Here is a 14,969-nt window from a genome sequence, read left to right on the forward strand (position 1 = left end):
TTTGCCGCCAGCTTCCTTCAGATTCCACTTCGCAATGGACACCCTTGCTCTTGGCTAGTGGTTGGCGATTACAAACCCCCACAGTGGACTTTCACCACCTAGTTAGTTACCATGCACGGCACACAATAAAAAGTCAGCCACCTTATGATGACTGACCCTTTTTTACTTGAAAGCTTCCAAAAACTCTTGCTCTGCCCTGAACTTTTTGAAAATCAAATCATTCAAAGCACGCTCTCGGAGATACTCACTTCGTTCCACAGCTTTCTTAAGATTTTCGTACAATCTTGACCTGTCGTTTGAAACAGCTGCAACCATAGCCAAACCATAGAATCCATAACCGTAGTTTCGATCTACTTGGACAGATTCCTCAAAGGACTCTGAAGCATTCTGATAGTCCTCTGCTAGAAAATAGGCTAACCCTTTATTAAATAAGTTGTGCTGGTTTTCAGGTGCTCTATTTAAGCGAATAGTGGCGAGTTTATAATCTCCATTAATGATATCTATAGCACCTCTCAAACCTTCATTGAACCTCAAGAAATCATTCGTTTCATCTCTTTCAAGTGAAGATGCTTCTGAAATTGCTACATAAGCTTCAAAATAATCTCCACGCAGCAAAAAGGCCTGACCAAGATTATGGAAAGCGTAGGACGTTGCATTCATTCGATTGGCTTGTCTGAAATGCGACATGGCCTTTGTGATCAATTGATTCTTCTCCTTATGATTCAATTCTCTTTGCGCCAAATTGAGATAAACTACCCCCAAATTGTTTTGAGCCAATTCAGAATCATGAATTTCAACAAGTTTTGAATAAATCCTCTCTTTCTCGCTTAGCCTTGAAGCCAATTCACCGGCATAAATCAATTGCTCTTTGGTCAATGTATTGATAGATTTCCCATCTTGTAATAATCGATGAACATTTGCAGCTACCTCAGGATCTGAAAAACCAGTATTCTCATAGGTCACTTCAATTTTCGCCACCCTCAACTTTGGAAAAAGATCTCTAGAAACTTTTGCGTAGCTCGAAAGTCTTTGTAATTCTCGAAGCTGGGTATCAAATGCTTTATCACTCAGGATAACATTATAGATCTCTTCTTTTTGAGTAGAGGTAATGCCTTCATAATCACCCAAGAGGACCCTGAGATCAAACCAGTCTTGATTTCTATGACTTGAAGTAACTTGGACATTTGGGTTATTGACCAAGGTTCTTACACGCTGTCTGGCTGATTCACCTCTTTGTTGAGCTAGACTAGGCTTGTTCAATTCCTGACTTTCGAATGAATGAATACCCACCACATTAATTTTTTTCAATACTTTCCCAGACGCTATCAGGCTCACTATTGGTTCTCCATCTTCACCTATCAAGCTCCCTGCGTCCAACATACTGCTCCCTTGTCCAAACTTGACAGTGTGAACTTTGATGATCTCTCTTTGTAGATCCGAAAAATCAGATTTCATATATACACCAATAGGTGGAATTGGCTCATCAGGTGTAACTTGACCTACTCTTGCCAATAAAGGTGTAGTATAAAGCCCATCAGCAACTTTCTTAGAAGTAACATTTCTGGCATCTCCCTTTTGCATAACCAAACCCTTGACGATCAACTCACCCGATTCCATTCCAGGTAAATATGGAAAAACGAAATCTGCGTCAATTTTTGCTTGATTGACTACTTTCGTGTAAGTTCCATCAAAAGCCACTATCTCCGCTAACCTCAAAGCACCTTCACCATAGCTATACTCTGGATATAGCAAAATTTTCACATCACTTTTAAGATATTGCAAAGGTATCGCACCTTCCAACTTGAACCTTACCGAATCCCTGTGCATGGTCAAGGCCTGAGGTTTTGCGACAATTCCATCCAGAAGGTTATCAAATTTGCTTAACTTTGGGCTGCAATTTGACAGTAAGACAGCAATTAGCAATGCTTTAGAAATATTTCTTATTAATCTAAACATATTGGCATTAAAATAGATTACTCCAATTATTGTTATAACTTTATTATATTGATTTTAAATCACTCTAACTCAAATACATCATGAATAAACTAAAGCTCTTTTTTGAGGATCGTGCCTTCGGTGTTTGTTCCAGACTTGGAGAGAAGCTAAACTTCCCTATCGATAGCATTCGCCTCTTCTTCATCTATAGCTCATTCATCACGCTAGGCTCTCCAGTGATCATGTATATCATTATGGCCATGACCATGAAAATCCGTAAATATTTTAGAAAAATGAATAACCCTGTACTTTTTGATTAAAGTTGAGTGTAAGTCTTTTTTCTTTTGATATAGTAGAGCCAAAGAATTGAGGTCTTTTTATCAGTCGATACAGCGGGCAACTTTAATGCCACATCTTTGTTTAAACTTTTATTTTTGATCTTAAAGAAACCTAGGTGAGATCCAAGGACAGAGATTGCATCTTTTGCTTTTCCTTGAAATAAAAAAACTGTGGAAGCAATCAAGTCCAAAACAACCCTTATCAGGTAAACGAATAAGAAATTCACCGTAGTTTTGTTTTTGTATAATGTCAAAAGTGAATTTCTGAAATTTAAGTAAGTTTTTTTGGGGCTAGACCGGGATAAGGTACCTCCTCCTAAATGCTTTACTTCTACCTTACCTAAATAATAAATCTCTTTTTTCAAACTCCTCAATCTCCAGCACAAATCAATCTCTTCCATGTGGGCAAAAAATCTATCATCAAAACCTCCTACTAAATGATAGTCTATGGCTTTTATTGCCATACAAGCTCCCGAAGACCAATCCACTAGCGAAACATCATCGTATTGCCCTGAATCTCTTTCAATAGTATTGAAGATTCTTCCTCTACAATATGGATATCCTAAACTATCTATAAATCCTCCACCCGCGCCAGCATAATCAAAATACCCCGATTGTAAAGCTGAGGTGATTTTAGGCTGAACACTACTCCCTAATGGCTTAGACTTCAAGAATTCAACCAAGTCTACATCCCAACTGGAGGTGACTTCCACATCCGAATTCAACAAAATGTAAAATTCATATTGCCCCTCGACCAACTTTAGTGCTTCATTGTACCCTCCTGCAAAACCAGTATTGGAAGGCATCGAAAGGATTTGAACGCTTGGGAAATTCAACTCTAAAAATGCTACAGATCCATCTGAGCTTGCATTATCAGCTACAATTATGGGATATGAAGAGTGTAATAAAACAGAAGGAAGAAACCTTTTCAGCATTTCTTCCCCGTTAAAATTCAATATGACTATGGCAGCCTCCTGCATCAAAACATACTGCCTAAATCCATCCCTGGGATATTGGGCAACATTCCGTCAGTTGCTGCTTTCATCTCATCTTTGATTTTGAATTCAATGGCTTCCAATGCTTTGTTGGTAGCCGCTACGGTAAGGTCAGCCAACATCTCTTTATCATTAGGGTTGACCAAGGATTCGTCCATTTCTATGCTGAGAACCTTCCTGTGACCATTCACTGTCACACGCACCATTCCAGCTCCAGCTTCACCTGAAGCTGTCAAATGCACCAGCCTAGCTTGCGTCTCTTTGATCTTGCCCTGCGCTTCCTTCACCTTATTCATGATATTCATGAAATCAAACATATCTAATTCTTTTATAGGATGTACTTATTGTGTACAAATATAAGATTTTTCTAATTCTGCCAACAAGTAGGCAAAACCAAATAAAATTTACCTAAATAAATTTCATAAATATAAAATTTTAATTTTAAAAAAATATCAATAATTTAATCTTAAAAACCAAACTTTTACCACATAATATCAGTATATTAATGGTATTGAAACAATTAAATCATTGAAGTACCCATGAAAACCATTGAAAAAATCGAGAAAGAAGAAATCAAAAATCTGTCCTTCAAGAAGGGGGAGGTTCTAACCAGTGCGGAAGATATCAAAAAAAGGTGGAGTGATCTTTATAGAGCTCAGGCATTGGGTAATTTACTACAAAACAAAGTACAAATCACATTCGAAACAACAGACGAAAAAACTTACAAAGTAGACACCACAATCTGGGCTGTAGGGCAAGACTTCGTATCTCTGAAAGGTGGTATTCACATCCCCGTCTCTGCAATCCATGAAGTGAATTAAAAGAAAAATCGAAAGCCTGATAGCTAAGAAAGTTTAATATTCAAAATAACACGTGGGCTCAGCGAAACTTTTAACACAACATAGTGTACTATAAAACTACAAATCCACTCATTGTCTTGTAAAACAAGGCTATTAAACAACAATTAAAGAAGCCTGACATTTCAAATTTGTCAGGCTTCTTTAGCTTATGATTTCACCGCTTGAATTGCTTCTTCTATTGATAAAGTAGTCTGCTCACCAGTCTTAAGGTCTTTTAAACTCACCTTATTACTATTGATCTCCTCAGACCCAAGTACAATCACATAAGGTATCTGCTTTTTATCTGCGTAGGTGAATTGTTTTTTAATCTTTGCAAGATCTGGGTAGAGCTCAGATTCAACACCAGAATTTCTCAAAGCTGCCAATACTCGCAAACCGTAACTTACTCCTTCTTCATCAAAATAGGTAACCAAAACCTTTGTTCCTTCTAGCTGATCCTTTGGGAAAAGGTCAAGTTCTTCTAGTACATCATAGATTCTGTCCACACCAAAAGAAAACCCAACACCTGAAACGCCTTCCAAACCAAAAACACCCGTCAAGTTATCATACCTACCACCTCCACTTACAGAACCGATAGACACCTTGTTAACCTTAACTTCAAAAATGGCACCTGTGTAATAAGATAGACCTCTGGCCAAAACCACATCAAAATCCACATAAGTTTCATCCGAACCATAGCTCGCCAACAAATCAAGCACACTTTGCAACTCCTCTATCCCTTTGATTCCAACCTCAGAGGAACTCAAAAAATCCTTAAGGAAGGACAATTTCTCTTGATTACTTCCTTTTAAATCTATAATCGGTTGAAGCTTTTCGATATCCTTTGGGTCAAAACCCCTACTAACCAATTCCTCTTGAACTTTTCCCCATCCAATTTTATCTAATTTATCTATGGCTACACATAATTCTGATTCCCTTCCTGGTACACCGATTACTTCCGCAAGTCCTGCAAGAACCTTTCTATTGTTCAGTTTGATGCTATAATCCTTCAGTCCCAATTTGGAAAAAACTCTCTTGATCATCAGCAAAATCTCCAACTCACAAACCAAACTATCTGTACCAACTACATCTGCATCACATTGATAAAACTCTCTGTACCTTCCTCGCTGTGGCCTATCAGCCCTCCAAACAGGCTGAATCTGATATCTCTTAAAAGGATAAGTCACCTCATTCCTATTCATCACTACATACCTTGCGAAGGGAACAGTAAGATCATAACGCAATCCTTTCTCTGACACTTTTGATAAAGTAGCAACTGCACCTGACTCAAGGTCTTGAGGACTTACATCTTTTAGATAATCCCCACTATTTAGTATTTTGAAAAGCAATTGATCTCCTTCATCCCCATATTTACCTGTCAAAGTGCTTAAATTCTCCATCGCTGGTGTCTCCAGCTGCTGAAAGCCAAACAATTTGAAAGTATCTTTGATTATATCAAAAATGTAGTTTCTTCGAGCCATTTGTAATGGACCAAAATCACGTGTACCTTTTGGAAGACTTGGTTTTTTAATTGCCATGAATAGGATATTTTTTTTGACAAAGTTAACAGAAGCTAACAAACAATTAAAAATATTACCACTAAAACAGGGGCAATTCAGAATTTTATATTAATTTTGCGCTTCATTTGAGATCATATAAACAGATAATACGATGGCTGTTACTACATTAAAAAGAAAATTAAGAAGAAAAAGACAAGCTCAGAATACAAGAGTTATCAAAATCAAACAATTGAGTGCCAAGCCGGTAATCAAAAATGTTGATGTAGAAGAATTGAAGAAAAACTTCTAAGCATGAGACTTGAAAATTTTCTAAAGAAATAAAAAAGGTAGCGATCACATCGTTACCTTTTTTATTATTCTCCAATCCTCAAAACCCTGAAGCTTTGATAAGTTTGCAGTGAACTGGATTCTTTTACAACACACCTCTTTTACCAAGCTCAATCACTTTGAGATTTTTCAACTTTCCAGCCTCTATATCAAAAGTCAACATTGTCCTCATCACATGAAACCCATGTCTACCTATAGCTCCAGGATTCATGTAGATACAATTGGTGGTCGCATCATACATAACTTTACAAATATGAGAGTGTCCACAGACAAAAAGTTGACTTTTATGATCTGTAATTTTCTTCTTTACACCTTTAGCATACCTTGGTGGCTTCCCTCCTATGTGCAGCATCCCGACCTTCAGCCCTTCAAGCTCAAACCAGAGCTCATCTGGATAAGTTGACCTTGCAAGCTCATCATCTATATTACCTGTCACGATCCTGTGAACTTTGTCTTGAGGCAAGACATTCAAGATTGTCAAATCTCCAATGTCTCCCGCATGCCATATTTCGTCTACATTTCTCAGATGCTCCACTATAGCTTCATCCATATAGCTATGCGAATCCGATATCAATCCTATTCTTTTCAAATGTGTATTTTTTAGATTTTCAAAAATACTAATTTCCTTAAGTAGACCGAATGAAATGATAAAGCAATCCAAACACTTCATGTTTGAAATCCATAATTTTGGAAAAAGCATGCAATAATGATCAAAATAAAGGCTAAACATCCTGATTCAGTTTTGGAATTGCCCGATTACTTTCTATTTTTACGCACGAAAATTTTGACAAAGAAATGAGAGTTATACAATTCAGAGAAGCATTAAGAGAAGCCATGTCAGAAGAAATGAGACGCGACAAAAACGTGTTTCTCATGGGAGAAGAAGTGGCAGAATATAACGGAGCATACAAAGTATCTCAAGGCATGTTGGACGAATTTGGACCTGAAAGAGTCTATGACACACCGATAGCTGAATTAGGTTTCTCCGGCTTGGGAGTTGGAGCTGCTATGAACGGCTTGAGGCCAATCATCGAGTTCATGACCTTCAACTTTTCTCTTGTTGCAATTGACCAAATCATCAACTCTGCGGCTAAAATGTACGCTATGTCAGGCGGCGCGTACAATGTACCAATTGTATTTAGAGGTGCAACAGGAAATGCAGGTCAATTAGGTGCTACACACTCTTCAAATTTCGAAAACTGGTTTGCAAATACTCCAGGTCTAAAAGTGGTAGTCCCATCTAACCCTTTCGATGCAAAAGGTCTTTTGAAAGCCTCTATCAGAGACAATGATCCTGTGATCTTCATGGAATCTGAACTGATGTACGGTGATAAAGGAGAAGTCCCTGAGGGAGAATACCTTCTTCCGATAGGTGTGGCTGATATCAAGCGAAAAGGTAAAGATGTTACCATCGTTTCTTTTGGTAAAATGATGAAAGTAGCACTAGAATCTGCTGAAGAACTGGCTAAAGACGGTATTGAAGCTGAAGTGATAGATTTAAGGACAGTGAGACCTATAGACTATGCCACTGTGGTAGAATCTGTGAAGAAAACCAACAGATGTGTAGTCATAGAAGAAGCTAACCCTATTGCTGCAATTTCTTCTGAAATAACTTACCACTTACAAAGAAATGCATTTGACTACTTGGATGCACCTGTGATTAGGGTCAATTCTATGGATATCCCTTTGAGTTATGCCCCTACTTATATCGATGCAACCTTACCAAATGTAGCTAGAACTTTGGAAGCTGTAAAGCAAGTAATGTACAAGAAGTAATACAACTATTTACAAAACATAAAAAAGGCCGACCCGATCACATTGATTGGGTTGGCTTTTTTTATTCAAATTATTAAACCCTTTTATTGCCAATTTCTACAAACACCTCTTAGAAAATGAAAAATCTTAAATCAACTTTTAAAATAAACTGTCCTATTCAAATTAAAAGTTACTCACCCCCCTTTACTATTGACGTTTTTTTGAGCAATCTAGTACCGCATAAAAATGAAAAGAGGCTATCAGAATTATCCTGACAGCCTCTTTAAAATCAAGCTTTTGTACCTTAATTATTATTCATCATTGCGCCTGCGGCCCCTTCACCACCTTCTTTCATATCATCATTGGTCACGCCTCTTTTTTTCCTTCTACCACCATCTACACTAAGCTTACCTATTCTATAAGAGAAGTTGATTTTGAAGTTCATGTTTCTCATACCTACTACACTTTGTTGTACGATAGTAGGAGTTACCAATTCATTGTTGATTCTAAACTCAGGGGTAAAGAAGTTATCCGCTCCAATGCCTATAGTTCCTCTTTTTTCATTGAATTGCTTATTGATACTCATGCCATACATTCCAAAGCCTCCTGCTGAACCTTGCAGCTGGACTTGTCTTCCTCTCACAAAAGTAAAGGCTTGAATCTGCCAATCTTTAGGAAGGGTATAGTTACCAAATAGCCTTCCACTCACCACAAATCCTTCATTGGATGCGGCAAACATTGGATTTTCAAGACCATTGGTAAGCATGGAGTAATAAGTATCTATACTTCCGTTCAAAGAAAATTTTCCAGAAACACTGATATTGGTAAAAACACTCATCCCTACCGCTCTCTCTCGGCCAATGTTCTCAAAAGTCGTAAAGATCACATCATCTTCACTTACATTTCTCACTGGCTGAATAGATCCAGTTGTATTTCTAAAGTATGAGGAGAAATTCAATGAGCTTCCACCGATATAAGTACTATATCCCAACTCAAAATTATCAGTCAATTCAGGTTCAAGCAATGGATTACCTTGGGACTGCTGCTGAGGGTTAGCTTGGTTCAAGTTTGGATTCAAAAACTGCAAAGAAGGTCTCTGGATTCTTCTGTTGTATGCTGCTTTGACCATATTACCATTGGTAAGTTTTTTTCCGAAATTGAAACTAGGAACGAAAACTCCATAAGATGGGATATCAGCTGGCAAGTTAGAATCTCTAAAATCTGCATCAATTACTGTGTACTCATATCTCAATCCACCTTTCACTGTATAATCATTCCCAAGCCCAAGTGTATAAGATGCATATGCTGCAGTTACATTTTGATCGTAAGTGAATTCATTTGAAAATGTAGCATCATCCACCCTCACAAATGGTCCATCCGAACCGTCTGCTGTAAAGTATGCGAAATCAGAAGTAACCTTTCTTAAGATATTTTTCGCCCCATATTCTAAGATCTGGTTTTTGCTATTTCCAATCGGGGACACATAATCAAGCTGAATAGTATATTCCTCATTGACCCCCAGGTTTTCATTTTTCACTCTACTAATGATCTCTGTAAAAGTACCATTGTAGAGACTATTGATGAAATCGTTCGTATTGTTGTTTCTACTATACAAACCCGAAACACTAAATTCCTTTTGAGGCTTGTCAAATGTTCTTGTATAATTGAAATTCAAATCGATAGTATTGGAAAGGTTATCTGTATTGACATCTCTCAAAAGCGCAGATATCAATTCTTCTTCCTGAAAAGTTTCTGTCAAAAGTCCATCCTGCTTGTTTCTCATGTTTCTCAATCCAATACTTGCAGAAGCTGTAAGGAAGTCCTTCTTGGACATTTCATAATCCCAACCTAAATTATACCTTCCAAAAAGCATGTTGTTTCGCGTATCTGCTTGCTGCTGAATCAGCGAAGAGCTACCATCTGGATTGATCAAGGTTTGTGTATTTTCGAAAGAGCCCAAAATATTATATCCAGCTCTACCAAAGCCTCCAAGCGTCCAACCCATTTTCCCTCTTTTGAGACTAGCATTTAGTCCTAAGTTAGATCCTCTAAGTCCCGCACTTGAATTTACGTTCAAAGACGCTCCTTGTAGGTTGTTCTTTTTAGTGATAATGTTCAAAACCCCACCTGTACCTTCTGCATCATATTTTGCTGAAGGAGAAGTAATCACTTCTACAGATTTGATCTCTTCAGCGGGGATTTGTTTTAAGGCGTCTGAAATATTACTTGCAACAATAGCTGATTGTTTTCCATCTATGAGTACCAAGATATTTGAACTTCCTCTCATGGATACATTACCATCCAAATCTACAGAAAGCATTGGAACTCTTCTTAGCACATCACTTGCATCTCCTCCCGCAGTAGTAAGATCATTTTCTGCATTATAGATCGTCCTATCCACTTTCTCTTCTATCAATTGACGCTGACCTTGCACTGTAACTTCTTCAAGTCCCATGGCTTCTTGCTCTAGCTTGATTTCTCCCAATTTCACATTAGAATTGGTCGCACTGATAGAGATCACTGAAGAAGTGTATGCTTCAAAGCCCATAAAACTCACTTGAAGTACATACTCCCCATCTTTGAAGCCTGTGATCACAAACTCTCCATCCATATCTGCAACAGCCCCAGCCACATTTTGCATCGTCGCTGCATTCATCAATGCCGCAGCTGCGTATGGTACAGTCTCTGATGTCGAACCGTCAATGACTTTACCTGTAATCTTGTAGACTGGCTTATCTTGAGCATTTGCCTGTTGAAAAATCATTGCCCAAAGCACAAGTGTGAGGGACAATAGTTGGTATTTTGTTTTCATTATTATGATAAATTTACTTTCGTTGATTCGCTCTTGACATTTTCTCAAAATGGTCCAAATCTTTGAGGAGTTCAAAACCCTACTTTGATCAGACACAATTCGTCAACAAAGAAACTTTGTTCAATTATCAAAAAAAAATAGAATAGACTGAATGGAAGTATTCATCGACAAAGTCCGTGAATTTAGGGATGAAAGATTATGGCCAAAACCAAAACACAATTAATCCACCGATTCTAATGATTCATCGGTAAAATCCCCTGTTTCGCAGATAATAATTGTTTAAATACAAAATTTTATTTTTGTTTACCCTGCCAAACAAGCTCAACATGAAAATCCAAACCGATTACAAACAAAATCTATCTATACTAACCCACGTTTTGGGCTGGGCATTATTTGGTTTGGTGATATTCATCCTATCCCCTTTGTCAGCGGGAGTAGAAAGACCGATAGCATTCTGGATCAAGCAAAGTTTGAATTTCTCCTTGTTGATATTGATCTTCTATACCAATTACTTTTACCTAATCCCTAAGGTTCTTTTCAAAAATAAAATACCATTATTTCTTTTTGTCAACCTTATCGCTGGAATGGGATGCATCCTCTTGCTCATCGCATTTGATGACTGGACAAACATGCAAGAGCTAATGCACAAAGCCTATAGACCAGACATTCCTTACAAACCAAAACCTCGAAACTACTACTGGGACATTTCACAACTCTTGGTATTCTTCATGGTGATAGGTATCAGCACAAGTGTGGCTGCTGTACAAAAATGGCAAATTGACGAAGCTTTGAGACTTGAGCAAAACAGGCAACAGATTGATTCCGAGCTTAATTACCTAAAAGCACAGATCAATCCACATTTTTTCTTTAACACGCTAAACAATATCTACTCGCTCACTAACATAGACATAGAGAAATCTAAATCTGCTTTGCTAAAACTTAGTAGAATGATGAGGTATGTGCTTTATGAGACAGAAAAAAGCAATACGCTACTTTCAAAAGAAATAGACTTTGTGATGGATTTCGTAGAACTGATGAAAATCAGACTATCCTCAAAGGTAAATCTCACCATTTCTATTCCAGAAAAATATCAAGATGCACCAGTAGCCCCAATGCTGCTCCTTCCGTACATAGAGAATTGCTTCAAGCACGGCATCAGCTCTCAACAAGTGAGCAACATCTACATAGGGATCGAAATATCAAACCATACCCTTATACTTGAGACTAAAAACTCCATATTCCATTCCAAAGACCGAACTCCAGAGGGAAAAGATAGTGGAATTGGACTTCAAAATACTAAAAGAAGGCTAGATTTGCTTTATGACAAAAAGTATGTTTTGCAGATTGATAGTGAGAATGAAGAAAAAACATACCATGTTTTACTCAAAATAGACCTTCAATGAAGTTAAAATGTGTAGCCATAGATGATGAACCTCTAGCACTTGAATTAGTAGCTAAATTCATTAGCCAAACAGCTTTTTTGGAACTTGTATCCACCTTCGAAAATGCTATCGAAGCATTAAGTTTTCTCAATCAAGAAGAGGTTCATTTGGTATTCCTTGACATCCAAATGCCTGACTTATCTGGAATGGAGCTCGCTAGAATCCTGGATGGCAAGCAAGGAAAATTCAAACCTAGGATAATTTTCACCACAGCTTACAATCATTTTGCGATTGAAGGCTACAAAGTAGAGGCTTTGGATTATCTTCTAAAACCATTCAGTTATGAAGAATTTTTCAAATCTGCCACAAAGGCATTTCAATTTTTTGAAGAGAAAGAAAACCATCTCTCAGCTAATATTGCTTCTCCAAGTGAATACATTTTTCTAAAAGTAGAGTACCAGCTCATCAAAATACTACTGAAGGACATTCAAGTAATCGAAGCCTATAAAGATTATGTAAAAGTTCATTTACAAGGCAAAACAAGCCCCATTCTGTCTTTAACAAGTCTCAAAAACATGGAAGAAATGCTCCCAAACGATAGATTTATGAGGGTGCACAGGTCTTTTATTATTGGTCTAGACCATATTGATGCTGTAGTTCGCAATACTGTTCATATAGGCGATACAGTGATCACTGTCAGTGAAAACTATAAGGAAAGCTTTATGGACTTTTTGAATAAATGGATAGCATAAGCTTTAGAAATTTTTTAGAAAAATTAAGAATTCTCATAAATAACATTTTGAAACATTTCAAAAAATACGCAGTTTAAGTACTGTGGTTTGATTTTTGCAACACATGTGACAAACCTTTTTAGAAATTTAAGAAGCATGACTGAAGAACAAAAATCCTTTATGAAAATGGCTATTGAGTTATCTCAAATGGGAATGGATTCAGGTATTGGAGGCCCTTTTGGTTGTGTAATAGTCAAAGACGGGAAGGTAATCGGCAAAGGCTCCAATGCGGTAGCTTCTACCAATGATCCAACAGCCCATGCAGAAGTAGTAGCTATTCGAGATGCTTGTAAAAACCTCAATAGCTTTCAGCTTGAAGGTTGCGAACTGTACACTTCTTGCGAGCCATGTCCAATGTGTTTAGGAGCCATTTACTGGGCAAGACCAAGTAAAGTATATTATGCCAACACCAAAACTGATGCCGCAAAGGCTGGGTTTGACGATCAATTTATCTATGAAGAGCTTGAATTACCTCACAGTGAAAGAAAAATACCTTTCAATCAATTTATGAGACAAGAAGCCATAGATGTTTTTGACAACTGGATAAATAAAGAGAATAAAACTGTATATTAATTTAAACAACTCAAATTATGAAAAAGCTAATGATTGCACTAATGGGAGCTGGAGTCCTATTTGCTTGTAAACAAGAGAAATCAATTGAAGAAAGGTTCATCTATGAAGATGACAAAATCACTGACATAGAAACTGGCGATCAATACCTCCTTGAGGAAAGTGAAAGTGAATTTGTACTTGTTCACGATGACGGCAGCAAAGAAACAATCGCCATCGAAGAAGCTCCATTTTTCGGAACTACCTTATCAGAGGATTATGTGTCTGACTGGAAAAGAAGTATTAAAGAAAGAGAAGAAGTTCTACTTCAAGAGAAAAAAGAACAACTCAAAAAAGCAAGAAAAGAAAGGTATGCCGATCTTTCAGATGATGAGTTGATGAAAAAATTCCAAAAATCGCACAAAGAAAATGTCGACATGGCTATTCAAATGGACATGGTCGCAGAGTTGGTAGATAGAAATGTAGTAAGTGATGATGATGCCAGTGATCTTCTTGAGATAGAGCCAGAATTGGTGAACTTGGACATTGAATTAGAATCACCAGAAATTCAATAATTTATCAACTTGATTATTCATAAATCTAGTTGAATGCTAACTCCCAAAATTTAATTTGGACGCTATCAATACCAAAAATGCCTTAAGAAGTTTGATTATTCATTGACTTGATGAGTCAAACGATTTAGGGCATTTTATTTTTGACTCCCGTATGAATAAGAAAATCTCTTTTCACAATTAAAAAATTAAATCAAATTTGGTCTTTGAGAAGGATAAAAAGAAAAAAGGTAGGTAATTTTACTATTCCACAAAATCAAACCTATGATAGAAACCTTAGAATCCTTCGCTAAAGAAATAGGCCCCGTATGGTCTGCCCTTATAGCGACTACTTTTACTTGGCTTGTCACAGCACTCGGGGCTTCATTAGTTTTCTTTTTCAAAGAAGTCAAAAGATCTGTATTTGATACATTATTGGGATTCACTGGAGGCGTGATGATTGCGGCAAGTTTTTGGTCACTTTTGGCACCAAGCATCAAGCATTCAGAAGAGCTTTTCCCATACCCTTCATGGGTGCCAGCTGCGGTTGGCTTCTTGACTGGAGGACTTTTTATCTTTGGACTGGACAAGTTAATGCCACATTTGCATATCAATTTCGACAATAGCGAATCAGAGGGCATGAAGACCAAATGGCATAAATCGACCCTACTCCTTCTAGCAATTACTTTACACAATATTCCAGAAGGACTTGCTGTAGGCATTCTTTTTGGTGCTGCCTCTATGGGTTTTGAAGGGGCTAGTATTACTGCTGCTATCGCTTTAGCGATAGGTATTGCCATACAAAATTTTCCTGAAGGTATGGCTGTATCAATGCCCTTAAGAAGGAATGGAGTAAGCCGAAGAAGGAGTTTTTGGTTTGGTCAACTCTCTGCGATTGTAGAGCCAGTGGCAGGAGTAGTTGGTGCTATCGCCGTAATATACATGCAAGACATTCTGCCATACGCTTTATCATTTGCAGCTGGTGCTATGATCTTTGTGGTCGTAGAAGAAGTGATTCCCGAAACCCAAAGAGATAAATATACAGACCTTGCAGTATTAGGATTTATGGCTGGATTTACTATCATGATGATATTGGACGTAGCTTTAGGATAAATCAAATTCTTAAATATACTGCTTAAAACAGAAAGTTAACTTAAAGACCAAAACCTGATTTA

At 37.5% G+C, this 14,969-nt stretch carries 15 protein-coding genes; 9 read left to right on the top strand and 6 right to left on the bottom strand.

Features of this window, described 5'->3' with window-relative positions:
* Window positions 1-162: 162 nt before the first annotated feature.
* Window positions 163-1,956: a tetratricopeptide repeat protein gene (locus MM239_RS15705; RefSeq protein ID WP_241349205.1), complete on the bottom strand. Its 1,794-nt coding sequence runs from the start codon at window positions 1,954-1,956 to the stop codon at window positions 163-165.
* 80 nt (window positions 1,957-2,036) lie between these two features.
* On the opposite strand from MM239_RS15705, the gene MM239_RS15710 reads away from it, so the two are divergent.
* Window positions 2,037-2,255 (top strand): PspC domain-containing protein, encoded by a 219-nt coding sequence (locus tag MM239_RS15710; RefSeq protein ID WP_241349206.1) that lies wholly within the window; start codon window positions 2,037-2,039, stop codon window positions 2,253-2,255.
* Here the strand turns inward: MM239_RS15710 and MM239_RS15715 are convergent.
* Window positions 2,252-3,253, bottom strand: a complete 1,002-nt coding sequence (locus MM239_RS15715) for a glycosyltransferase family 2 protein (RefSeq protein WP_262918687.1) — start codon at window positions 3,251-3,253, stop codon at window positions 2,252-2,254. The genes MM239_RS15710 and MM239_RS15715 overlap by 4 nt on opposite strands.
* Window positions 3,253-3,585: a YbaB/EbfC family nucleoid-associated protein gene (locus MM239_RS15720; RefSeq protein ID WP_241349208.1), complete on the bottom strand. Its 333-nt coding sequence runs from the start codon at window positions 3,583-3,585 to the stop codon at window positions 3,253-3,255. Before MM239_RS15720 ends, MM239_RS15715 begins: the two co-directional genes overlap by 1 nt.
* A 222-nt stretch (window positions 3,586-3,807) precedes the next feature.
* On the opposite strand from MM239_RS15720, the gene MM239_RS15725 reads away from it, so the two are divergent.
* A complete protein-coding gene (locus tag MM239_RS15725) occupies window positions 3,808-4,089 on the top strand; it encodes a hypothetical protein (protein WP_241349209.1) in 282 nt (93 codons plus the stop codon).
* Window positions 4,090-4,274: 185 nt separating this feature from the next.
* On the opposite strand, the gene hisS is transcribed toward MM239_RS15725, so the two are convergent.
* Complete coding sequence (hisS, locus tag MM239_RS15730; RefSeq protein ID WP_241349210.1) at window positions 4,275-5,645, bottom strand: histidine--tRNA ligase; 1,371 nt, start codon at window positions 5,643-5,645, stop codon at window positions 4,275-4,277.
* A gap of 133 nt (window positions 5,646-5,778) precedes the next feature.
* Between hisS and MM239_RS15735 the strand changes: the two genes are divergently transcribed.
* The gene (locus tag MM239_RS15735) at window positions 5,779-5,916 is read left to right on the top strand and encodes a hypothetical protein (RefSeq protein WP_241297388.1); all 138 of its coding nucleotides are present in this window, start codon (window positions 5,779-5,781) and stop codon (window positions 5,914-5,916) included.
* Window positions 5,917-6,039: 123 nt separating this feature from the next.
* Here the strand turns inward: MM239_RS15735 and MM239_RS15740 are convergent, their stop codons facing one another.
* Window positions 6,040-6,543 (bottom strand): metallophosphoesterase family protein, encoded by a 504-nt coding sequence (locus tag MM239_RS15740; protein ID WP_241349211.1) that lies wholly within the window; start codon window positions 6,541-6,543, stop codon window positions 6,040-6,042.
* Between the two features lie 206 nt (window positions 6,544-6,749).
* On the opposite strand from MM239_RS15740, the gene MM239_RS15745 reads away from it, so the two are divergent.
* Window positions 6,750-7,730: a pyruvate dehydrogenase complex E1 component subunit beta gene (locus MM239_RS15745; protein WP_241349212.1), complete on the top strand. Its 981-nt coding sequence runs from the start codon at window positions 6,750-6,752 to the stop codon at window positions 7,728-7,730.
* Window positions 7,731-8,013: 283 nt separating this feature from the next.
* Here the strand turns inward: MM239_RS15745 and MM239_RS15750 are convergent, their stop codons facing one another.
* Window positions 8,014-10,521, bottom strand: coding sequence for a TonB-dependent receptor domain-containing protein (locus tag MM239_RS15750; protein ID WP_241349213.1), 2,508 nt, complete (start codon window positions 10,519-10,521; stop codon window positions 8,014-8,016).
* A 326-nt stretch (window positions 10,522-10,847) separates the two neighbouring features.
* Here MM239_RS15750 and MM239_RS15755 point away from each other — a divergent pair, with 326 nt between their 5' ends.
* The 5 genes from MM239_RS15755 (at window position 10,848) to MM239_RS15775 (ending at window position 14,907) form a co-directional block, all read left to right on the top strand.
* Window positions 10,848-11,924: a sensor histidine kinase gene (locus MM239_RS15755; RefSeq protein WP_241349214.1), complete on the top strand. Its 1,077-nt coding sequence runs from the start codon at window positions 10,848-10,850 to the stop codon at window positions 11,922-11,924.
* Complete coding sequence (locus tag MM239_RS15760; protein ID WP_241349215.1) at window positions 11,921-12,655, top strand: LytR/AlgR family response regulator transcription factor; 735 nt, start codon at window positions 11,921-11,923, stop codon at window positions 12,653-12,655. Before MM239_RS15755 ends, MM239_RS15760 begins: the two co-directional genes overlap by 4 nt.
* A 135-nt stretch (window positions 12,656-12,790) precedes the next feature.
* Window positions 12,791-13,267: a nucleoside deaminase gene (locus MM239_RS15765; RefSeq protein ID WP_241349216.1), complete on the top strand. Its 477-nt coding sequence runs from the start codon at window positions 12,791-12,793 to the stop codon at window positions 13,265-13,267.
* 17 nt (window positions 13,268-13,284) lie between these two features.
* Window positions 13,285-13,818, top strand: coding sequence for a hypothetical protein (locus MM239_RS15770; protein ID WP_241349217.1), 534 nt, complete (start codon window positions 13,285-13,287; stop codon window positions 13,816-13,818).
* A 261-nt stretch (window positions 13,819-14,079) separates the two neighbouring features.
* A complete protein-coding gene (locus MM239_RS15775; RefSeq protein ID WP_241349218.1) occupies window positions 14,080-14,907 on the top strand; it encodes a ZIP family metal transporter in 828 nt (275 codons plus the stop codon).
* Window positions 14,908-14,969: the final 62 nt, after the last annotated feature.

It is taken from the genome of Belliella filtrata (genome assembly GCF_022549775.1).
In the GTDB taxonomy this organism is placed as follows: Bacteria; Bacteroidota; Bacteroidia; order Cytophagales; family Cyclobacteriaceae; genus Belliella; species Belliella filtrata.

Bases quoted from the DNA above. Each gene is read 5' to 3' on its own strand.
- MM239_RS15760 (WP_241349215.1), top strand. From the start codon at position 11,921: ATGAAGTTAAAATGTGTAGCCATAGATGATGAACCTCTAGCACTTGAA.
- MM239_RS15755 (WP_241349214.1), top strand. From the start codon at position 10,848: ATGAAAATCCAAACCGATTACAAACAAAATCTATCTATACTAACCCAC.
- MM239_RS15715 (WP_262918687.1), bottom strand. From the start codon at position 3,253: ATGCAGGAGGCTGCCATAGTCATATTGAATTTTAACGGGGAAGAAATG.
- MM239_RS15745 (WP_241349212.1), top strand. From the start codon at position 6,750: ATGAGAGTTATACAATTCAGAGAAGCATTAAGAGAAGCCATGTCAGAA.
- MM239_RS15710 (WP_241349206.1), top strand. From the start codon at position 2,037: ATGAATAAACTAAAGCTCTTTTTTGAGGATCGTGCCTTCGGTGTTTGT.
- MM239_RS15705 (WP_241349205.1), bottom strand. From the start codon at position 1,956: ATGTTTAGATTAATAAGAAATATTTCTAAAGCATTGCTAATTGCTGTC.
- MM239_RS15735 (WP_241297388.1), top strand. From the start codon at position 5,779: ATGGCTGTTACTACATTAAAAAGAAAATTAAGAAGAAAAAGACAAGCT.
- MM239_RS15720 (WP_241349208.1), bottom strand. From the start codon at position 3,585: ATGTTTGATTTCATGAATATCATGAATAAGGTGAAGGAAGCGCAGGGC.
- hisS (WP_241349210.1), bottom strand. From the start codon at position 5,645: ATGGCAATTAAAAAACCAAGTCTTCCAAAAGGTACACGTGATTTTGGT.
- MM239_RS15770 (WP_241349217.1), top strand. From the start codon at position 13,285: ATGAAAAAGCTAATGATTGCACTAATGGGAGCTGGAGTCCTATTTGCT.
- MM239_RS15765 (WP_241349216.1), top strand. From the start codon at position 12,791: ATGACTGAAGAACAAAAATCCTTTATGAAAATGGCTATTGAGTTATCT.
- MM239_RS15775 (WP_241349218.1), top strand. From the start codon at position 14,080: ATGATAGAAACCTTAGAATCCTTCGCTAAAGAAATAGGCCCCGTATGG.
- MM239_RS15725 (WP_241349209.1), top strand. From the start codon at position 3,808: ATGAAAACCATTGAAAAAATCGAGAAAGAAGAAATCAAAAATCTGTCC.
- MM239_RS15750 (WP_241349213.1), bottom strand. From the start codon at position 10,521: ATGAAAACAAAATACCAACTATTGTCCCTCACACTTGTGCTTTGGGCA.